We start from the raw sequence: 19,195 nt of genomic DNA on the forward strand, positions 1-19,195 counted from the left end.
GTGCAGCCGCTGCGTGGACCTGTATGACACTTGAATAGCGATAAGACCCGCATGAGCAGGGTCTTTTTTGGGGGATGAATGGATTTGTGGACGGCCTTTTCGGCATTGATTCTTGGCGTAGTAGAGGGTTTGACGGAGTTTCTGCCGATTTCCAGCACGGGGCACCAGATCATCGTCGCCGACTTGCTCGAGTTCGGTGGCGAACGTGCAATGGCATTCAACATCATCATCCAGCTCGGCGCGATCCTCGCGGTGGTCTGGGAGTTCCGGCGCAAGATCTTCGACGTGGTGCTGGGCCTGCCGACGCAACCCAGCGCCCGCCGGTTCACCGCCAACCTGCTGATTGCCTTCTTTCCCGCCGTGATATTGGGCGTGTTGTTTGCCGACTGGATCCACCATTACCTGTTCAACCCGGTCACCGTGGCCGCCGCTCTGGTGGTGGGCGGCCTGGTGATGCTCTGGGCCGAAAAGCGCCAGCACCAGGTGCATGCTGAAACGGTGGACGATATTTCCTGGAAGGATGCGTTGAAGGTCGGTCTGGCCCAGTGCATTGCAATGATCCCGGGTACATCCCGTTCCGGTGCGACCATCATCGGGGGCTTGCTCTTCGGGCTGTCACGCAAGACCGCCACCGAGTTTTCGTTCTTCCTGGCGATGCCGACCATGGTCGGTGCGGCCGTGTACTCGGGCTACAAGTACCGTGAGCTGTTCGTGCCGGCGGATTTCCCGGTGTTCGCCATCGGTTTCGTCACGGCGTTCATCTTCGCCATGATCGCGGTCAAGGGCCTGCTACGGTTCATCGCCAGTCACAGCTACGCCGTGTTCGCCTGGTATCGGATTGCGTTCGGCCTGCTGATCCTGGCCACCTGGCAGTTCGGTTGGGTTGACTGGACCGCCGCCAAGCCATGAACGAGTCAGGCACCCGCAAACGCGCTGGGGGCAATGCCGGCGGCGGCGTGCAAAACCTGCGGCTCAAACTGATGGTGTTTGCGCTGGTCTGCGCCTTGCCGCTGTTCGGTTCACTGCTGTTCGGACTACGGGCAGTATCGTGGGTGCCGATGGCGGCCTATGGTGTCGTCAGCCTGGTGGCGTTCCTGCTGTACTGGAGCGACAAGCGCAAGGCCCGCGCCGACGCCTGGCGTACCCCGGAGAACGTGCTGCATGCGCTGGAGCTGGCTGGCGGTTGGCCCGGGGCCTTGCTGGCCCAGCAGTTGTTTCGCCACAAGACCCGCAAAGTATCGTTTCAAGTGGTGTTCTGGTTCATCGTGCTGTTGCACCAGGTGTTCTGGATCGACCAGTTGTTCCTGGGCAGCTCTCTATTTTGAATGGCTAGAGCAACAAGCCCACCTGCGTGCGCTTGGGCAATTTGCTCACGACCAATTGATGTGAGCGTTGCAGCAGGCCACGCAATTCTTCGGCCCCGAGCGGGTAGGGCACCTGCATGATGACCCACTGGGCCCGCGCCAAATAAGGCGCGGGGTGAATGCCCGGCCGGTCGCAGTGACCCAGGAACAGATCCTTGTCGACCTTGAACGCCAACGAGTCGCCCCGCAGGCCTTGGAGGGCGAACATCTTGTTCCCGGCAATGGAAAACACCCGCACGCCGCCCCATTTGTAATCCTCCCTGGCACCGGGCAAGCCCAGGCAAAACCGCGCGACATCCTCTTCGCTCAAATTCATAGTGTTTTTTCTCCACAGCCCTCGAAGACTTCCACCAAATGATCGATCCAGGCGCGCACCGCCGGCAACATGCCACGTCGATGCGGGTAGACGGCTTGTAGCCAGCCATCGGGCAACGACCACCCAGGTAGCAGTTCCACCAGTGTGCCGTCACGCAATTCCTGCTCGCAATACATGCTTGGCAATAACGTGAAACCCAGGCCGGCGAGGGTGCAGGCCCGGCGCACGATGAAGTCGTCAATGCCCAGGCGGGCTTCCAGGCTCAGTTCGGCCTGCTGCCCATCGGCCTTGACCAGGCGCAGATGCACCAGGCGATCGGCTTCCAGTGCCCCCAGTACCGGCAGCGGCTTGAGATCGTCCGGGGTTTCGATCCGCCGCCCTTCGACGAAGGCCGGGCTGGCGACCAGCATCAGCCGTGCCCGACGCAAACGCCGGGTCATCAACAGCGGGTCTTCGTCCCCCAGGTCGCGCACGCGCAACGCCACGTCGATGCCTTCGCCGATCAGGTCCACCCGCCGGTTGAGCAGGGTCATTTCCAGTTGCACCAAGGGGTATTTCACCAGGAAGGTTTCGATCACCACCGGCAGGAACTGATGGGCCAGGCCCACCGGGCTCGACACCCGCAATCGGCCACGCGGCTCGCTGGACATGCTCGCCACCGCTTCGTCGGCCATCTCGGCCTCCAGCAACATGGCCTGGCAATGGCGCAGATAGCGTTCGCCGACCGCCGTCAGTTTCAACTGGCGGGTGGTGCGCTGGAGCAGGCGAGCACCGAGGCGTTCTTCCAGTTCGGCGATGCGCCGCGACAGCCGGGACTTGGGAATACCCAGCAAGCGTCCGGCGGCCGCGAAACCATCGGCTTCGACGACTTTGGCGAAGTAGTACAAGTCATTGAGGTCTTGCATGTCGAGCTCTATTGTCCTGTCAGTAGGACAAACTATCGCATTTTTGCTGACTTATCGATCATTCGCTTCATCGATAGGATTGTCGCCAATTGATCGCCTGGTTGCGGTCCTCATTTGGAGAGCACTGATATGAAACTGCTGCACATCGATTCGAGCATCCTCGGCGACCACTCCGCTTCCCGCCAATTGAGCCGCGAAGTGGTTGAAGCCTGGAAAGCTGCCGAGCCAGGCATCGCCGTCACCTACCGTGACCTGGCCGCCGACGCGATCAGCCATTTTTCCGCGCAGACGCTGGTTGCCGCCGGTACCAGCGCTGAATTGCGCGACGCTGCGCTGAAGCATGAAGCCGATCTCAGCGCGTCGGCAATGGCCGAGTTCCTGGCGGCTGACGCGGTGGTCATCGCCGCGCCGATGTACAACTTCAGCATTCCGACCCAACTCAAGGCCTGGATCGACCGCATTGCCGTGGCCGGCCAGACGTTCCGCTACACCGAAGCCGGCCCTGAAGGGCTGTGCGGTGGCAAGAAACTGGTGATCGTTTCCACCTCGGGTGGTTTGCATGCCGGCCAACCGAGCGGCGTGGGTCACGAAGACTATCTCAAGTTGGTGTTCGGTTTTCTCGGCATCACTGATATCGAAGTTGTCCGTGCCGAAGGCCTGTCCTACGGTGACGACATGCGTACCAAAGCCCTGAGCGAAGCCACGTTGCAGATCGGCCAGCAGTTCGCCGCTGCGTAAATCCTGCGTAAAGGCAGCAAGCGCTTCGGGCAACCTTCGCAAAACCCTGTATTCTCGTCGTCATTGGATGGCCGGGATGCAGGGTTTTGCTGCATTCGGCGCCGGGGATCTGGCGCAGGTTATGCACGGCCAAGACTGCGAGCGACGGGGCCTTCCCGTGCGCTGGTGAGGGTGGAAAATTCGATGGCACGTTTTGGTGCAGCGTTGCTGCTTTGCTTGTTTGCCAGTTTCGCTTCAGTGCAGGCCGCACCGGGGCCGCATCCGCATTGGAGCGCCGGTTTCCATGAGCTGAATTTTCTTGATCCGCTGGATCAGCAGCCGATGCACGCCATCGCCTTTTATCCGTCCACCGACCGCGAACAATCCAGCCTGCTCGGCGGCTACCAGATCGATGCCGCGCCGGAGGCCCAGATCGCCATCGGCCGTTTTCCACTGTTAATGCTATCCCATGGCAATACTGGCACCCCATTGGCCCTGCATGACCTCGCCACTTCGTTGGCGCGCAAGGGGTTCGTCGTGGTGGCCGTGATTCATCCCGGCGACAATGTCCAGGACCACAGCCGGCTTGGCACCCTGAGCAACCTGTACGGGCGGCCGATCCAGATTTCCGAAGCCATCACCGCGACGCTCAATGACCCGATGCTCTCGCCGTTCGTCAACGCCGGGCAGGTTGGGGTGATCGGTTATTCGGCGGGTGGCGAAACTGCGCTGATCCTGTCCGGTGCGACGCCGGACCTCAATCGCTTGCGCCGCTATTGCAAGGAGCGGCCAGAGGATCGTGACGCCTGCAACACCCAGGGCGAGTTGATCGCCGACCGCGATGACCTGCAACCCGTGGCCGACCCCAGGGTCCGGGCATTGTTGCTGATGGCGCCGTTGAGCCTGAAGTTCGGCCGTCATACTTTGGCCGATGTCCATGTGCCGGTGCTGCTGTACAGTGGCGATGGTGACAATCTCGTGGCTTTCGACAAGAACGCCGCTGCCTTGGCCCGCAAGCTGCCCACCGCTCCAGATTTCAAGACCCTGGCCGGCGCGGGGCATTTTGTCTTCCTGGCGCCGTGCACCGACGAGCAGATCGCTGCGATGCCGGCGCTCTGCACGGATGCCGATGGCGTCGATCGCAAGGACATTCACCGCACCATGATTACCGAGGCCAGCCGCTTTTTCGGTGAGGCCTTGGGTAAGGCGACCCGGGCGGGGATGAAGACGGCTGATCAATAAGGTATTGCTATCCATTTAAGCGTTCCCCGGAATCTGAGCTTCCGTTCCGAGGGGCATGGTTTGTACGTAAGGTTGGTGTGTATATCCGTTTCTGCGGTAACGGCTACTTATGGTTCCGCCCTTACGGCGGGTCACTTTTGAAAAGCGCAAAAGTAACCAAAACGCTCCTGCCCCACCACTCGGTGCCTCGCTAGGGCTCGGCATGCCCTCACTCCGGCATTGCTCCGTGGGCCGCCGCGAAGGGCCATCCATGGCCCAGCGCGGCTATCCCGGCATCCATGCCGGGATGCCCACTCCACAATACCTGCGTTCGGCCATCGTGGTTAACGGGGCGCCCGAGATCAACGTCCTCCCCGAGGCGGCCTGAGAGCCGACCTGGCTCTTCCGGTCGTACACCCATCAGATCTGTGGGAGCAAAGCTTGCTCGCGATAGCGGTGGTTCAGTCACATAGATACTGGATACACGGCTCTTGCTTTGCTTTGCTTTTGGATCTTGATCTTGATCTTGATCTTGATCTGGACGCCCCATTAAACCACGCTGGCCGAACGCAGGTATTGTGGAGTGGGCACCTCGGCATGGATGCCGAGGTAGCCGCGCTGGGCCATGGATGGCCCTTCGCGGCGGCCCACGGAGCAATGCCGGAGTGAGGGCACACCGAGCCTAGGCGAGGTGCCGAGTGGTGGGGCAAAGCGTTTTTGGTTACTTTTGGCGCTTTTCCAAAAGTGACCCGCTGTAAGAGCGGAACCGCCAGTAGCCGTTACCAAAGAAACGGATATACACACCAAAACCCGTCCCCCCAAAAAAACGGCGCTTTCCATTTCTGAAACAAACGCCGCTTTTGCTAGTGAACAGTATTAAGGAGCGTTTATGGCCCGACGCCGCAGCAGCAACGTCAGCCCCAGCCCGCTAACCGACAACAACGCAGCACAGAAGAAAATCGACGAATAACCCAGGTTCAACGCCACCGCCCCCATCAGCGGCCCGGCAATCGCCAGCGCCAGGTCAAAAAACACCGCATAAGCACTCAAACCCGCGCCACGGCTGGTGTTCGGCACTTGCTTGATGGCCTCCACCCCCAGCGCCGGGTACACCAGCGACAACCCGAAGCCAGCCAGCCCCGCACCGACCAAGGCGAACGGGGTGGACGGCGCCAGCCACAGCAATACCAGCCCAAGGGTTTCGATGCTCATGCAAGCGATGGCCGAGTTGAAGCCACCGAAGCGGGCGATGCTGGAAATGAACAACAGCCGCGCGAGGATGAAGCAGATGCCAAAGACTGTCAGGCACCAGGCCGCGCCAGTCCAGCCGCGACTGACATAAAACAGCGTAATGAACGTGGTGAGCGTGCCGTAGCCGATCGACGCCAGGCTCAGGCCCGCGCCGTAAGGTGCAATCCGTGCAAATACTGCCCAGAAAGGCAGGCGCTCGCCGCGAATGACCGGCACCGACGGCTTGTTGCGAATCATCAACAGCGCAGCACCCGCCAGCAGCGACAGCGCAATGCCCAGGCTGGCAAACCCCAGCTCACCCACCATCACCACCCCCAGCGGTGCTCCAATAGCGATGGCCCCATACGAGGCGATGCCGTTCCAGGAAATCGAGCGGGCCGTGTGCTCCACCCCCACCTGGCCCATGCACCAACTGATGGTGCCCACGCCAATCAGCCCCTGGGCCACGCCGAGCAACAAGCGGCCAGCAATCAGAATCAGCAAGCTGGTCAGGGGAAAGCTTTGCAGCAAGGTCGAAATCAGCGTCAGCACGCCACTGAGCACAATCCCCGACAACCCGTAGACAATCGCCCGCTTGGTACCGACGCTGTCCGACAACCGCCCGGCCATGGGCCGGCTGAGCAGCGTCGCCAGGTACTGTGAACCGATGGTCACCCCGGCCACCACCGCGCTGAAGCCCAACTGTTCGTGGACATACCCGGGCAACACGGCAATGGGCAGGCCTATGCAGAGGAAGGCGATGAAGGTGTAGAAAACGATGGAGACGATCTGCAGGGTGATCGACAAGGAATTGGGGGTAGAGGAGGGCGTGGGCATGGGGCTCGTTCGCGGGCAGCGGTAAGAGAGCCTCATCATGGCGCGAGGTGGGGATAAAAGAAAGCAGGCTAACTAAATGTATTGGGAGGACTGGGTGTTCAGGCTGGATGGATGCTGTGTGTGCCGCCTCCATCGCGAGCAAGCTCGCCACAGTTGTTTTGGGATGGTCACAGGATTTGCATACTCCACAGACCCTTCTGTGGGGGGCTCAGGATTGCACATTCCACAGATCCCCTGTGGGAGCGAGCCTGCTCGCGATAGCGGAGTCAGTCAGCGATGATGCCGACTGACCCGACGCCTTCGCGAGCAGGCTCGCTCCCACATTGTTTTGGGGGATCTCAGGCATCATCAGTCCGCCAACAACACCGCCGCATCGAAGCCCACCCGCAAGTTGCCCCAATGACGGCCGCCGAAGAAAAGCGGTACGTCGATCTCGGTCATGATTTCCCCGGTATCGCGCAGGTAGGTCTGCAGCAGGAAGCGCTGGACGTTGCCCGCCGCGCGCAGGCCGATCGGGTCGTTGAAGATGCGCTTGTTGCGGCACACCGGCAAATCCACTGCCCGGTCGCCGGTCGGCGGCTTGGAGACCCAACTGTTGTTCACCGGGCAATAGCCCTTGCTGTCGACCATGAACGACACCTTGCCACCCGGTGTGCTGCGGGTGAGCTTGTCGCATTCCTCCTGGCAGACCTGGGCAAAGCGTTCGGTGTAGCTGGTCATGTACTGCTTGGGATCGGTGCCGGGCACCAGCTGGTAATTCTGATCGAACAGGTTCAGACCTTCCCGTTGCAGCGCTTCCAGGCGTACTTGCAGCGTATCGCGGCACTCGCTGGCGCGGGTGATGGCGGCATCCAGCTTGCCGTGTCCAAGCACGAAACGACCCAGCAACGCCTGGACCTTCTCGGCCACGCCAGACAGGTCGCGGGTAGCCGTGGCCGAATGCTGCATGCGCTGGTCGATCAGTTGGCTATCGGCGTGAATCTGGGTGACCCGGTCGTTGATCCCGGTGTTGCTGTCGGCGAACTGTTGGATATGGGTCGCGATGTCCGCCAGCTTGCCGTTGGTGGATTCGAAGTCGACGATCATGCTTTCGAAATGGCCTGAGGCGCGCTCCACCACTTTCTGGGTTTCCCGGGCGCTGTGGCTGATCTGGGTCGTCTGTTCATGGGTCGAACTGACCTCGTCGAGCATGGCGTCGATGTTGCGCGAGATATCGTCGGTGGCCCGGCTGACGTTTTGTGCCAGGGTCCGCACTTCATCGGCCACCACCGCGAAGCCACGGCCGCTTTCGCCGGCCCGGGCGGCTTCGATGGCGGCATTGAGGGCCAGCAGGTTGGTCTGGGCCGAGATCTGCTGGATCAACCCGACAATCGACTTGATGCTCGACGAACGCTGGTTCAAGGCGCTCACCAGGGTGGCGAACTCACCAAGGCTGCTGGAGATTTCGCTGATGTTGCCAGTCACTTCCAACAGCTCGGCATAGGAATCGCGGGCCATGCTCAGGTTCTGCGCGGTGGTGCTGGAGATGCCCTGGGTCTGGCGCGAAACCTCTTCGATGCGGCCCACGGCGGTATTGCTCTGGTCCATCACTTCCTTGGCGAAGCGCGCCTGGTGGGTGGCGCTGTCGCTGGAGTCGCTGATGTTCTTCAGCGAACGGGCCGACTCGACCGCAATGTGCACGGTCAGCGCCTGGACATTGCTGATGATCTCCCGCTGCTTGGCCAAGAAGCGGTTGCAGGTGGCGGCGAGTGTGCGGATCTCGTCGTGGGTCACCAGCGGCAAATCCTTGGACAGGTCGCCTTCGCCGTTGGCGATCTCTTCCAGGGCCTTGGTCATGGTGGTGACGGGGCGCACGATGAGGTGGCGGAAATACCAGACCATGAAGCTGATCATGCCCAGGGTCAGGACAGCGCCGAAGAGCAGGGCATGGGTGAGGCTGTCGAGCCGGCCCTCGATCTGTCCCAGCAACGTGCCGTCCAACTGCGCGTTACGCAACAACAGCATGATCTCGGCGCGGGCACTGAGGGCTACCCAATAAAGCAAGCCACTGACCAGCACCAACAGGAAAAGGCTCGACAGCTTTTTGGTGAGGGTATCGAAAAACTGCATCTCGATAGACTCATACAAGGCCTTTAACGTCTGCATCACGGCTCCAGGGAAAAAAAAGATTCGATGGCATACATTCGACCGATAGCGGCAAAGCTTTAGCGGATTTGGGCGATTTGATATCACCTTGCGATGCTGGCGCGCGTTAACCCTGTTTCTGCGGTGAAACAGACTGTCAATACCTGCTGTTACGAATTAGACGAAAGTCGTACTAGCGCGTTGCCCGACGACTGCTACGGTTTGAAGTGCAAAACAATAAAAACAAATAGAGGGCGTCTCCATGTCCACTGAAAAGCAACAGGCTGCGCGTGACTACTGGAAGGAAAACCTACGCTGGATGCTGGTTTTACTGGCCATCTGGTTCGTGGTGTCGTTCGGTTTTGGCATCTTGCTGGTCGACTCACTCAATACCATCAGCTTCTTCGGCACACCCCTGGGGTTCTGGTTCGCCCAGCAGGGTTCCATCTACGTCTTTGTGCTCGAGATCTTCTTCTATGTCTGGAAGATGAATCAGCTCGATCGCAAATATGACGTCCACGAAGACTGAGGGCGGCCCGCATGGACACAAAAACCCTGATTTACCTGGTCGTAGGCGCCACCTTCGCGTTGTACATCGCGATTGCGATCTGGACGCGTGCCGGCTCCACCAGCGAATACTACGTCGCCAGCAAGGGCGTGCACCCGGTACTCAACGGCATGGCCACCGGTGCGGACTGGATGTCGGCGGCGTCGTTCATTTCCATGGCCGGGATCATCGCCTTCGCCGGGTACGACGGCTCGGTCTACCTGATGGGCTGGACCGGTGGCTACGTGCTGTTGGCGATGTGCCTGGCGCCATACCTGCGAAAATTCGGCAAGTTCACCGTGCCCGAGTTCGTCGGGGCGCGTTATTACTCGCAGACAGCGCGGGTGGTGGCGGTGATCTGCGTGATCTTCATTTCCTTCACTTACGTCGCGGGGCAGATGCGCGGCGTCGGGATCGTCTTTTCCCGTTACCTGGAAGTGGACATCAACACCGGCGTCATGATCGGCATGGCCATCGTGTTCTTCTATTCTGTGCTGGGCGGCATGAAGGGCATTACCTACACCCAGGTAGCGCAGTACTGCGTGATGATCTTCGCCTACATGGTGCCTGCGATCTTCATCTCGATGATGATCACTGGCAATCCGATCCCGCAGTTGGGCTTTATCAGTGAGGCCGCCGGTTCGGGGCAGAGCGTGATCGAGCGGCTCAACGGCTTGGGCGCCGAATTAGGCTTTTCTGCCTATACCAATGGCACCAAGTCGACCATGGACGTGTTTTTCATCACCATGGCGCTGATGGTCGGCACCGCGGGCCTGCCCCACGTGATCGTGCGGTTCTTTACCACGCCCACCGTCCGGGATGCACGCAAGTCGGCAGGCTACGCATTGCTGTTCATCGCCATTCTCTACACCACCGCGCCGGCCGTGGCGGCCTTCGCACGCACCAACCTGCTGACCTCCATTCCCAATATCAGTTACAGCACCGCGCCGACCTGGTTCAAGGCCTGGGAGAACTCTGGACTGATTGCCTGGGCGGACAAGAACAACGACGGCATCATCCAGTACAGCCCGGGCGCGGCGCTGGTCGGAACGCCGAGTTTTACCGGCGAGCGCGGGGCGCATGAGCAGCGGTTGCTCAAGAACCAGCTCTCGCCAGTGCCCAATGAACTCTATGTCGACAACGACATCATGGTCTTGGCCAATCCCGAGATCGCCGGCCTGCCGGGATGGGTGATCGCATTAATCGCCGCCGGTGGCCTGGCGGCGGCGCTTTCGACCGCAGCGGGGCTGCTGCTGGTGATCTCCACCTCGATTTCCCATGACCTGCTCAAAAGCAACATCATGCCCACGATCAACGAAAAGCAGGAGCTGCTCGCGGCACGCATTGCCGCCGGTGTGGCGGTGCTGATTGCCGGATTGTTTGGCATCTACCCACCCGCATTCGTCGCCCAGGTGGTGGCGTTCGCCTTCGGGTTGGCGGCGTCTTCGTTCTTCCCGGTGATTGTCATGGGGATCTTCTCCAAGCGCATGAACCGCGAAGGCGCGATCGCCGGGATGATCGTCGGGCTGACCTTCACATTCACCTATATCGTCTACTTCAAGTTCATCAACCCGACGATGAACACGGCTGAACATTGGTGGCTGGGTGTGTCCCCTGAAGGCATCGGTACGTTGGGGATGGCCTTCAACTTCCTGGCGGCCGTGGTGGTGTCACGCTTTACCGCGCCGCCGCCGGAGCACATCCAGCACCTGGTCGAAGACATTCGAGTACCGAGAGGAGCCGGTGCTGCCATCGATCATTAACGGGTAGTCCCGGAGGAGGGAAACCAGGGAGGGCGCCGGATTCATCATCCGGCGCCCTTTTTTGTGCGCAGAGTCAAGCAGGGAGATGTTAGAAAGATTTACTGGGAATCATTCTCAAAGTATATTCGCTCTCATTCCTATCCCTCTGTGAGTGCGCGTCTTGAATCGTTCCACCCCTCTCGCTTACCGCAATGCTCTCGTCAAATGTGTTTTACCCGCACTGTCCTGCTGTTTCATGGCAAGCCCCCTGAGGGCACAAGACACTCTGGAGCTGCCCACCACCAACGTGCAAGGCAGTCGGATCATTCAGGACGAAGGCTACACGACGTCGCAAGCCAGTACGGCGAGCAAGAGCGATGTACCGATCAAGGAAGAGGCGCAATCGATCAACGTGGTGACCCAGCAGACCTTGGCGGACTATCAAGTGCGCTCGCTGAACGACGCGATGAAATTCATCAGCGGCGTCAGCCAGGGCAACACCTTGGGCGGCTCGCGGGACTCGCTGGTCAAGCGTGGTTTCGGCACCAACGACGACGGCTCGATCCTGCGCGACGGCGTGCGTTCGAACCTGGGCCATAACTTCAGCGCCACCACCGACCGCGTCGAAGTGCTCAAGGGCCCGGCCTCGATGCTGTACGGCGCACTGGAGCCCGGGGGGCTGATCAACGTCATCAGCAAGAAACCGGAATACACCCAAAGCACCACGCTGAGCGGTTCGGCCTACAGCGAAGGCGGCGGCACCATGGCCCTGGACACCACCGGGCCGTTGGGTGACACCGGGTTGGCTTATCGCCTGATCGCCGAGCGCGGGCATGAGGATTACTGGCGCAACTACGGCGTCAACGAGAGCACCCTGGTGGCGCCGTCCCTGGCGTGGACGGGTGAGCTGGCTTCGTTGAACCTGAGTTATGAGTACAACGAATATTCCAATCCGTTTGATCGGGGTACGGTGTTTACCAATGGGCATCCGGCCGATATCGACTATGACAAACGCCTGGATGAGCCTTGGGCCAAGAGTGTCGGTATTCGCGAAACAGCGACGGCGCGGTTCGAGTATGAGTTGAGTGAGGCGTGGAAAACGCGGGTGACTTATGGCTGGAACAATGACCGGTACAGTCTTTCGATTGCGCAGCCCGTCACTTTGACTGGAAACATGTTGAGCCGAAGGGCCAATGGCGCTCATTACGATGATGAAACCCGCTATGCCAGCTGGGATTTCATGGGCAAGCAGGAACTGTTCGGCCAGCGCCACGACCTTTTGGTTGGCATTGATAACCAGGTATCCGATCAGTTCCGGGGTAAGACCTACCGTGGAAAAGTCCAGCCTGGTTTCGATGTCACGTCGCCGGTCTATGGCAACCTGCCAGAGCCAAGCCTTGTCAGCTCTACTGACAGTGACCTGCGAAACCAGTTGAATTCCAGTTCGGTGTATCTGAAAGACAACTGGCATTTGGATGACCGCTGGATTCTGGTATTGGGTGGTCGCTACCAACACTACGATCAATACAGCGATCAAGGCTTAGGCGGTGATTACGATGTCAATCGTGATGACAATGGCGACGCCTTCGTGCCGTTCCTGGGGCTGGTCTATAAAGCCACCGATACCCTTTCGCTGTACGGTAACTACAGCCGGTCGTTCAAGCCCAATGATGTAGTCGACAAGGATCGTCGTACCTTCCAACCAGAGGAGGGTCGCAGCTACGAAATCGGCGCCAAGTACGATCCGCTGCCGGGGCTGAACATCAACCTCGCTTTGTTCGACATCGTCAAAAAGAACGTAGTCACCACCGTTGACGAAGTCTCGGAAGCCGCCGGCAAGGTCGGTTCCCAAGGTCTGGAGCTGGACATCACCGGTCGCCTGGCCGACCGTTGGGATTTGATCGGCACCTATGCCTACACCCACACCGAAATACTGGATGATCCCAAGGACGAGGGCCATCGCCTTCCCGATGCGCCAAAACACACCGCCAGCCTGTACCTGAGCCACCACCTGAACGTGCCTGCCGAATTCGGTGCCTGGCACGCCGGCGCCGGTGCCCGCTACGTCGGCGAACGCGCGGCCAATAAAGCCAACGAGTTCTGGCTCAGCAGCTACACCGTCGCCGACGCCTTCCTGCGCTGGGAGTCGCCAGTGTTCGGGCACAAGACGTCGTTGCAACTGAACGTCGACAACCTGTTCGACAAGCAATACTACCCGTCCTCCACCGGCAGCCAGGTGCAGGTCAATGTCGGCGAGCCGCGTACCGCCAGGCTGAGCGCCAGCGTGACGTTCTGATCCAAGCGCACCAACAAAAATGCCCGGACGGTGAAGTCCGGGCATTTTTATTTCAGCTTCAGGCCGCCTTCGCGAGCAGGCTCGCTCCCACACTTGTTTTTGGGTGGCCTCAAGACTTGCGTAACCACCGATCCCTTTTGTGGGAGCGAGCCTGCTCGCGAAAGCGGAGTGTCAGTTAACGATGATTTGACTGACCCGACGCCATCGCGAGCAAGCCCGCTCTCACAGGATCACCGAAACGCCGGCACCACCTGTTGGATGAACAGTTCCAGGGATTTTTTCTTCTCGGCATGGGGCAGGCTGTTGTCGCACCAGAAGCTGAACTCATCCACTCCCAGTTCCTGGTAATACTTGATCCGCTCGATGATTTGCTGCGGTGTGCCGATCATGGTGTTCTTGCGGATGTTCTCCAGCTGGAATTCCGGACGTTCGGCGAATTTTTCTTCCGGGCTCGGCGCGAGGAAGCCGTTGACCGGCACCTGCTTGTTGCCGAACCAGGCATCAAAGGTGCGGTAGAACTTCGAAATCGCCTGGGCACCGATTTTCCAGCCTTCGGGATCGTCCACTGCGTGTACGTGGGTATGGCGCAGCACCATCAATTGTGGGCGTGGCACGTCGGGGTTGTTGTCCAGGGCGGCCTGGAACTTGTTCTTCAGGTCCAGGACTTCCTCGTCGCCCTTCATCAATGGCGTGACCATCACATTGCAGCCGTTGGCGACGGCGAAATTGTGGGAGTCTGGGTCGCGGGCGGCGATCCACATCGGCGGGTGAGGCTTGCGGATTGGCTTGGGCACGCAGGTGGAGGTGGGGAATTTCCAGATCTCGCCATCATGGGCGTAGTCGCCTTGCCACAGGGCGCGCACCACCGGGACCATTTCCCGCAGGGCCTGGCCGCCGGAGGAAGCCGGCATGCCGCCGGCCATGCGGTCGAACTCCACCTGGTAGGCGCCCCGGGCCAGGCCGACTTCCATGCGGCCATTGCTGATGACATCCAGCAGCGCGCATTCGCCGGCCACTCGCAGCGGGTGCCAAAACGGCGCAATGATGGTGCCAGCGCCCAGGTGAATGGTGGTGGTCTTGCCGGCCAGGTACGCCAGCAGCGGCATCGGGCTTGGCGAGATGGTGTATTCCATGGCGTGATGTTCGCCGATCCAGACGGTGCTGAAACCGCCGGCCTCGGCCAACAGGGTCAACTCGCTCAGGTCTTCGAACAGCTGGCGATGGCTGACGCTTTCGTCCCAGCGCTCCATGTGTACGAACAGGGAAAATTTCATGGCGCTTTCTCTTATTTGTTGACGATCGGTTCAGGCGAGGACGGGCAGGGCGCCCATCTTGCCGTGGCAATAAACCAGCGGTCCCGGTGTGTGCTGCGGCACGATCAGGTTCTTCACGGCGCCGACCATGATGGCGTGGTCGCCGCCTTCGTATTCGCGCCACAGTTCACACTCGATGATGGCGGTGGCGTTGCTCAGCAGCGGGTTACCCAGTTCGCTTAAGGTCCATTCGATGCCCTGGGCCTTGTCCTTGCCTTTGCGGGCGAAGGCATAGGCTTCGTCCTGTTGGCCGCCGGAAAGGACATGGATGGCGAAGCGCTTGTTCTTGATCAGCACCGGGTAGGAATCGGAGCTGTAGTTGGGGCAGAACAACACCAGCGCCGGTTCCATCGACAATGAGCTGAAGGCACTGGCGGTGAGGCCGACGACCTGGCCGTCGTCATCGAGGGTGGTGATAACCGTCACCCCGGACGGGAACGAGCCCATGACTTGTTTGTAGATGTTGGCATCGATCATCGGACCATCCTCGGGCTGTAGCGGTTGTGGGCGCGCGATGTTCATCAATGGGCACCCGCGGCTTTGTTCAGGTCGCTCTCAGCCCATTGGGTGTAGACGCACGCATCGGCGGTTGCCCAGCGCACGCACACCGGGTCGCCAGCCTTGAGTGGCATGCCGGCGGCGGACAGCGCCTTGACGGTCATGGCCGTGCCGCCGGACGTCACCACGCTGCAGGTCTGGCTTTCACCGAGGAACAGTACTTCGACGACCTTGGCCGAGACTTCATTCCAACCGGCCGCCAAGGGTTCCTGGGCCGCTTGCTCGACGCTCAGGGCGAGGGCTTTTTCCGGGCGCACCATCAGCAGCACGTCCTGGTCCGCTTGCAGGCCGGCGGTCAGGCGGATCGACAGCGATTGGCCTTCGAAACTCGCCACGGCATTGCCCTGGGCCTTGAGCTTGAGGAAGTTGGAATTGCCCAGGAATGACGCGACAAAGGCGTTCGGCGGGTTCTGATAGAGGTCATAGCCGCTGCCCAGGCCGACGATTTTGCCGTGGCTGAAAATGGCGATGCGCTGGGACAGGCGCATGGCTTCTTCCTGGTCATGGGTGACGTAGACGATGGTGATGCCCAGCCGGCGGTGCAACTGGCGCAGTTCGTCCTGCAAGTCTTCACGGAGCTTTTTATCCAAGGCCCCAAGAGGCTCATCCATCAGCAGGATGCGCGGTTCATAGACCAGTGCCCGGGCAATCGCCACGCGCTGTTGCTGGCCGCCGGACAGTTGCGAAGGGCGACGATGGGCGAACTCTCCCAGCTGCACCAGCTTGAGCATGGCGTCGACCCGGCGTTCGCGCTCGGCGCTGGCCAGTTTGCGAATCGCCAGGGGAAAGGCAATGTTGTCGCGCACCGACAGGTGCGGGAACAGTGAGTAGCGCTGGAACACCATGCCGATGTCGCGTTTGTGCGGCGGTACGTTGACCAGGGATTTGCCGCCCACCAGGATCTCGCCGCTGCTGGGGGTTTCGAACCCGGCCAGCATCGACAGGGTGGTGCTCTTGCCCGAGCCGCTGGAGCCGAGGAAAGTCAGGAATTCGCCGTCCTGGATCTCCAGGGAAATATCGTCCACGGCGGCAAAGTCGCCGTAGTGCTTGTTCAGGTTGCGCAGGCTGACCAGGGTCTTGTTGTGCTGTTGTGCGAGGTCTTTGACGGCACTCATCGTGTTCTCCTAGGCGCTCAGGCGCTGATTTCGTTGCGCCGGCGCAGGGCGGCGGCGATCACCATCACCAATACCGAGAGGCCGATCAGCAGCGTCGAAGCGACGGCAATCACAGGCGTCAGGTCCTGGCGCAGGGTGGTCCACATCTTGACGGGCAAGGTTTGCAGGGTCGGGCTGGCCATCATCACGCTCAGCACCACCTCATCCCACGACACCAGGAACGCGAACAAGGCGCCGGCGACCATGCCCGGGCGAATGGCCGGGAAGGTCACTTTGAACACCGCTTGCAGGCGTGAGGCACCGCAAATCACCGCCGCATCCTCGATGGATTGGTCGAACAGCTTGAGCGAGTTGATGATCGAGATAATGGTGAACGGCAGCGCGACGATCACATGGCTGACCACAAAGGCGAACATCGTCCCGGTGTAACCGAGCTTGAGGAACAGTGCGTACACCGCCACGGCGATAATCACTAGCGGCACGATCATCGGCAGGGTGAACAGGCCGTAGAGCATTTCCCGGCCCGGAAAACGCCCGCGCACCAGGGCAAACGCGGTGGGCAAGCCCAGGGCTACGGCGCAGACGGTGGTCAGCACCGCAACCTTGAGGCTGGTCAGCGCCGCGCTCATCCAGTCGGGGTTGGAAAAGAACTGGCCGTACCATTTGAGCGTCCAGCCCGGTGGCGGGAAGACCAGCCATTGGGACGAACCGAACGACAGCAGCACGATGAATACGATGGGCAACAGCAGGAACAGCGCGATCAGCCCGGTGGTGAAATACAGGCCGAACCGCATGCGCCGGCTCATGGCATTGGGAGTCAGGAGCATGGCGGCTTACCTCGCGTTGCTGGCACCCACCGGGGATTCCGGTTGGAGCTTCAGGTAGAAGTAGAACAACACCAGGGTGATCGCCACCAACAGGGCCGCGCCGGCACTGGCCAGGCCCCAGTTGAGGAACGACTGCACCTGCTGGATGATGAATTCCGGCAGCATCATGTTCTGCGCGCCGCCCAGCAGTGCCGGGGTCACGTAGTAACCGAGGGACATCACGAACACCATCAGCCCGCCCGAGAACAGCCCCGGCCGGCACAGCGGCAGGAACACCCGGAAGAAGTTGGTCCACGGGCTAGCGCCGCAAATCGAACCGGCCTGCAGGATCATCGGGTCGATGGCCTGCATGGTCGCCTGCAACGGCAGGACGATGAACGGGATCATGATGTAGCTCATGCCGATCACCACGCCGGTGAGGTTGTGCACCATCTCCAGCGGCTGGTCGATGATGCCCAGGGCCATCAATGCCTTGTTCACTACCCCGGAGGCCTGCAACAGCACCAGCCAGGAATAGGTGCGGGCCAGCAGGCTGGTCCACATCGACAGCAGCACGATGTTCAGCATCCAGCGCCCCCAGCCACGGGGCACCAGGGTGATGGCCCAGGCCAGGGGGAAACCCAGCAGCAGGCTGAACAGCGTCACCAGCCCGGCCACCGAAAAGGTGTTGAATAGCACTCGGGCATAGGCCGAGTTGGCGAACAGTTGCTCGTAGTTGCCCAACCCGGGCACCGGCTCCAGCACACCGCGCAGCAGCAGGCCGATCAGCGGCGCCAGGAAGAACAGGCCGAGGAACAGCAGGGCGGGGAGCAGGTTACCGGCCCCGCGCCAGCGCTGCAGCCGCGACGGCGCTTGCGGTGCAATGGCCGGGACGGTTGCCACACCGGCAGCGCCAGCGGCGCCCCCGGTGTGCTGGGTTGCCGATGCCGACATTTTTATTTGACCAGCCATTCGTTCCACCGTGTCGCGATGTCCTGACCGTTCTTGGCCCAGTACGCGAAATCAAGCGTGATCTGATCCTTGGCGTAGGCAGTCGGCAAGTTGGGGGCGAGCACCGAATCCAGGCGTGCGACGCTGTCGACGTTGACCGGCGCGTAGGCGGTCAGGTTGGAGAAATCGGCCTGGCCCTTGGCGCTGCTGGCGTTGGCCAGGAACTTCATGGCGGCGGCCTTGTTTTTCGAGCCCTTTGGAATGACCAGGATATCGGCCATGACCAGGTTCTGCTTCCAGCTTACGCCGACCGGAGCGCCGTCTTGTTGCAAGGCGTAGATCCGGCCATTCCAGAACTGGCCGATGCTGGCTTCGCCGGACGCGAGCAACTGCTGGGACTGGGCGCCGCCGCCCCACCAGACGATGTCTTTCTTGATGGTGTCGAGTTTCTTGAAAGCACGGTCCAGGTCCAACGGATAGAGCTTGTCCTGAGACACGCCATCGGCCAGCAGGGCCAACTCAAGCACGCCGGGGCTCGGCCATTTGTAGAGGGCGCGTTTGCCAGGGTAGGTTTTGGTGTCGAACAGCGCGGACCAGTCCTGGGGCTTGCCGGAACCGAGCTTGCCTTCGTTGTAGCCGAGCACGAACGAGAAGTAGAACGAGCCGACACCGTGGTCGGAGACGAAACGCGGGTCGATCTTGTCGCGTTGGATGACCGAGAAATCGAGGGGTTCGAGCAGGCCTTCGGCTGCGGCGCGCAAGGCGAAGTCCGCCTCGACGTCGACCACGTCCCACTGCACGTTGCCGCTTTCGACCATGGCCTTGAGCTTGCCGTAGTCGGTGGGGCCATCCTGGACCACGGTGATGCCGCTGGCCTTGCTGAATGGGTCGGCCCAGGCCTGCTTCTGCGCGTCCTGGGTGCTGCCGCCCCAACTGACGAAGTTGACGCTTTCAGCGGCCATCGTCGCCTGGCTGGTGATACTCAGTAGGCCAACAAAAAAAATTGCGGCTGCACGTTTCTTCAACACCATTTTCACGCCCTCATTGTTGTGTTTATTGAGCGGGCTTTTGTTCGCCCACCTATCGGGAGCATTGGTTCAACTGGCCTTGCGGGGGACCGTGCCAACGGTTGGCTGAAGCACTCGGTCTATGG

18 protein-coding genes and 1 pseudogene are annotated in these 19,195 nt (G+C 60.7%); 8 read left to right on the forward strand and 11 right to left on the reverse strand.

The window, feature by feature from the left end; all coding sequences use genetic code 11:
• Window positions 1-78 precede the first annotated feature (78 nt).
• Complete coding sequence (locus HU767_RS15125; RefSeq protein WP_186729860.1) at window positions 79-909, forward strand: undecaprenyl-diphosphate phosphatase; 831 nt, start codon at window positions 79-81, stop codon at window positions 907-909.
• The gene (locus tag HU767_RS15130) at window positions 906-1,325 is read left to right on the forward strand and encodes a DUF1294 domain-containing protein (RefSeq protein WP_186729861.1); all 420 of its coding nucleotides are present in this window, start codon (window positions 906-908) and stop codon (window positions 1,323-1,325) included. The genes HU767_RS15125 and HU767_RS15130 overlap by 4 nt, the downstream gene beginning before the upstream one ends.
• Window positions 1,326-1,329: 4 nt before the next feature.
• Here HU767_RS15130 and HU767_RS15135 read toward each other — a convergent pair whose 3' ends face one another.
• Window positions 1,330-1,680 (reverse strand): MmcQ/YjbR family DNA-binding protein, encoded by a 351-nt coding sequence (locus tag HU767_RS15135; protein ID WP_186707667.1) that lies wholly within the window; start codon window positions 1,678-1,680, stop codon window positions 1,330-1,332.
• A complete protein-coding gene (locus HU767_RS15140; protein ID WP_186729862.1) occupies window positions 1,677-2,585 on the reverse strand; it encodes a LysR substrate-binding domain-containing protein in 909 nt (302 codons plus the stop codon). Before HU767_RS15140 ends, HU767_RS15135 begins: the two co-directional genes overlap by 4 nt.
• 129 nt (window positions 2,586-2,714) lie before the next feature.
• Here HU767_RS15140 and HU767_RS15145 point away from each other — a divergent pair, with 129 nt between their 5' ends.
• The 3 genes from HU767_RS15145 (at window position 2,715) to HU767_RS15155 (ending at window position 4,911) form a co-directional block, all read left to right on the forward strand.
• Window positions 2,715-3,323: an FMN-dependent NADH-azoreductase gene (locus HU767_RS15145; protein WP_186707669.1), complete on the forward strand. Its 609-nt coding sequence runs from the start codon at window positions 2,715-2,717 to the stop codon at window positions 3,321-3,323.
• A gap of 183 nt (window positions 3,324-3,506) precedes the next feature.
• Window positions 3,507-4,544, forward strand: coding sequence for a dienelactone hydrolase (locus HU767_RS15150; protein ID WP_186729863.1), 1,038 nt, complete (start codon window positions 3,507-3,509; stop codon window positions 4,542-4,544).
• A gap of 202 nt (window positions 4,545-4,746) precedes the next feature.
• Window positions 4,747-4,911, forward strand: coding sequence for a nucleoid-structuring protein H-NS (locus tag HU767_RS15155; RefSeq protein ID WP_186729880.1), 165 nt, complete (start codon window positions 4,747-4,749; stop codon window positions 4,909-4,911).
• Between the two features lie 164 nt (window positions 4,912-5,075).
• Here HU767_RS15155 and HU767_RS28840 read toward each other — a convergent pair.
• The 3 genes and pseudogenes from HU767_RS28840 to HU767_RS15165 form a co-directional block, all read right to left on the reverse strand.
• Window positions 5,076-5,150 (reverse strand): annotated as a pseudogene (locus HU767_RS28840) (nucleoid-structuring protein H-NS); the annotation flags it as partial.
• A 249-nt stretch (window positions 5,151-5,399) separates the two neighbouring features.
• The gene (locus HU767_RS15160; RefSeq protein ID WP_186710472.1) at window positions 5,400-6,590 is read right to left on the reverse strand and encodes an MFS transporter; all 1,191 of its coding nucleotides are present in this window, start codon (window positions 6,588-6,590) and stop codon (window positions 5,400-5,402) included.
• A 348-nt stretch (window positions 6,591-6,938) separates the two neighbouring features.
• The gene (locus HU767_RS15165) at window positions 6,939-8,735 is read right to left on the reverse strand and encodes a methyl-accepting chemotaxis protein (RefSeq protein ID WP_186710470.1); all 1,797 of its coding nucleotides are present in this window, start codon (window positions 8,733-8,735) and stop codon (window positions 6,939-6,941) included.
• A gap of 241 nt (window positions 8,736-8,976) precedes the next feature.
• On the opposite strand from HU767_RS15165, the gene HU767_RS15170 reads away from it, so the two are divergent.
• The 3 genes from HU767_RS15170 (at window position 8,977) to HU767_RS15180 (ending at window position 13,299) form a co-directional block, all read left to right on the forward strand.
• Window positions 8,977-9,243, forward strand: a complete 267-nt coding sequence (locus HU767_RS15170) for a DUF4212 domain-containing protein (protein ID WP_186710468.1) — start codon at window positions 8,977-8,979, stop codon at window positions 9,241-9,243.
• 11 nt (window positions 9,244-9,254) lie between these two features.
• On the forward strand, window positions 9,255-11,024 hold the full coding sequence (locus HU767_RS15175) for a sodium:solute symporter family protein (protein ID WP_186710466.1): 1,770 nt from the start codon (window positions 9,255-9,257) through the stop codon (window positions 11,022-11,024).
• A gap of 160 nt (window positions 11,025-11,184) precedes the next feature.
• Window positions 11,185-13,299, forward strand: a complete 2,115-nt coding sequence (locus HU767_RS15180) for a TonB-dependent siderophore receptor (RefSeq protein ID WP_186729864.1) — start codon at window positions 11,185-11,187, stop codon at window positions 13,297-13,299.
• Window positions 13,300-13,529: 230 nt separating this feature from the next.
• Here HU767_RS15180 and HU767_RS15185 read toward each other — a convergent pair whose 3' ends face one another.
• The 6 genes from HU767_RS15185 to HU767_RS15210 are packed head-to-tail and all read right to left on the reverse strand — an operon-like array spanning window position 13,530 to window position 19,073.
• Window positions 13,530-14,573, reverse strand: coding sequence for an LLM class flavin-dependent oxidoreductase (locus tag HU767_RS15185; protein ID WP_186710464.1), 1,044 nt, complete (start codon window positions 14,571-14,573; stop codon window positions 13,530-13,532).
• Between the two features lie 30 nt (window positions 14,574-14,603).
• Window positions 14,604-15,089 (reverse strand): flavin reductase family protein, encoded by a 486-nt coding sequence (locus HU767_RS15190; protein WP_186729878.1) that lies wholly within the window; start codon window positions 15,087-15,089, stop codon window positions 14,604-14,606.
• Between the two features lie 44 nt (window positions 15,090-15,133).
• Entirely contained in the window at window positions 15,134-16,285 is a 1,152-nt protein-coding gene (locus tag HU767_RS15195; protein WP_186729865.1) for an ABC transporter ATP-binding protein, read from the reverse strand.
• A gap of 17 nt (window positions 16,286-16,302) precedes the next feature.
• Window positions 16,303-17,112 (reverse strand): ABC transporter permease, encoded by an 810-nt coding sequence (locus HU767_RS15200; protein WP_053125546.1) that lies wholly within the window; start codon window positions 17,110-17,112, stop codon window positions 16,303-16,305.
• 6 nt (window positions 17,113-17,118) lie between these two features.
• Window positions 17,119-18,051, reverse strand: a complete 933-nt coding sequence (locus tag HU767_RS15205; RefSeq protein WP_186710473.1) for an ABC transporter permease — start codon at window positions 18,049-18,051, stop codon at window positions 17,119-17,121.
• Window positions 18,048-19,073, reverse strand: coding sequence for an ABC transporter substrate-binding protein (locus HU767_RS15210; RefSeq protein ID WP_186729866.1), 1,026 nt, complete (start codon window positions 19,071-19,073; stop codon window positions 18,048-18,050). The genes HU767_RS15205 and HU767_RS15210 overlap by 4 nt, the downstream gene beginning before the upstream one ends.
• Between the last annotated feature and the right edge of the window lie 122 nt (window positions 19,074-19,195).

The organism is Pseudomonas sp. SWRI179 (genome assembly GCF_014268705.1).
Classification (GTDB): domain Bacteria; phylum Pseudomonadota; class Gammaproteobacteria; order Pseudomonadales; family Pseudomonadaceae; genus Aquipseudomonas; species Aquipseudomonas zanjanensis.

Excerpts from the sequence above, each read along its gene's own strand:
- HU767_RS15125 (WP_186729860.1), top strand. The coding sequence starts at position 79 with ATGGATTTGTGGACGGCCTTTTCGGCATTGATTCTTGGCGTAGTAGAG.
- HU767_RS15130 (WP_186729861.1), top strand. The coding sequence starts at position 906 with ATGAACGAGTCAGGCACCCGCAAACGCGCTGGGGGCAATGCCGGCGGC.
- HU767_RS15135 (WP_186707667.1), bottom strand. The coding sequence starts at position 1,680 with ATGAATTTGAGCGAAGAGGATGTCGCGCGGTTTTGCCTGGGCTTGCCC.
- HU767_RS15140 (WP_186729862.1), bottom strand. The coding sequence starts at position 2,585 with ATGCAAGACCTCAATGACTTGTACTACTTCGCCAAAGTCGTCGAAGCC.
- HU767_RS15145 (WP_186707669.1), top strand. The coding sequence starts at position 2,715 with ATGAAACTGCTGCACATCGATTCGAGCATCCTCGGCGACCACTCCGCT.
- HU767_RS15150 (WP_186729863.1), top strand. The coding sequence starts at position 3,507 with ATGGCACGTTTTGGTGCAGCGTTGCTGCTTTGCTTGTTTGCCAGTTTC.
- HU767_RS15155 (WP_186729880.1), top strand. The coding sequence starts at position 4,747 with ATGCCCTCACTCCGGCATTGCTCCGTGGGCCGCCGCGAAGGGCCATCC.
- HU767_RS15160 (WP_186710472.1), bottom strand. The coding sequence starts at position 6,590 with ATGCCCACGCCCTCCTCTACCCCCAATTCCTTGTCGATCACCCTGCAG.
- HU767_RS15165 (WP_186710470.1), bottom strand. The coding sequence starts at position 8,735 with ATGCAGACGTTAAAGGCCTTGTATGAGTCTATCGAGATGCAGTTTTTC.
- HU767_RS15170 (WP_186710468.1), top strand. The coding sequence starts at position 8,977 with ATGTCCACTGAAAAGCAACAGGCTGCGCGTGACTACTGGAAGGAAAAC.
- HU767_RS15175 (WP_186710466.1), top strand. The coding sequence starts at position 9,255 with ATGGACACAAAAACCCTGATTTACCTGGTCGTAGGCGCCACCTTCGCG.
- HU767_RS15185 (WP_186710464.1), bottom strand. The coding sequence starts at position 14,573 with ATGAAATTTTCCCTGTTCGTACACATGGAGCGCTGGGACGAAAGCGTC.
- HU767_RS15190 (WP_186729878.1), bottom strand. The coding sequence starts at position 15,089 with ATGATCGATGCCAACATCTACAAACAAGTCATGGGCTCGTTCCCGTCC.
- HU767_RS15195 (WP_186729865.1), bottom strand. The coding sequence starts at position 16,285 with ATGAGTGCCGTCAAAGACCTCGCACAACAGCACAACAAGACCCTGGTC.
- HU767_RS15200 (WP_053125546.1), bottom strand. The coding sequence starts at position 17,112 with ATGCTCCTGACTCCCAATGCCATGAGCCGGCGCATGCGGTTCGGCCTG.
- HU767_RS15210 (WP_186729866.1), bottom strand. The coding sequence starts at position 19,073 with ATGGTGTTGAAGAAACGTGCAGCCGCAATTTTTTTTGTTGGCCTACTG.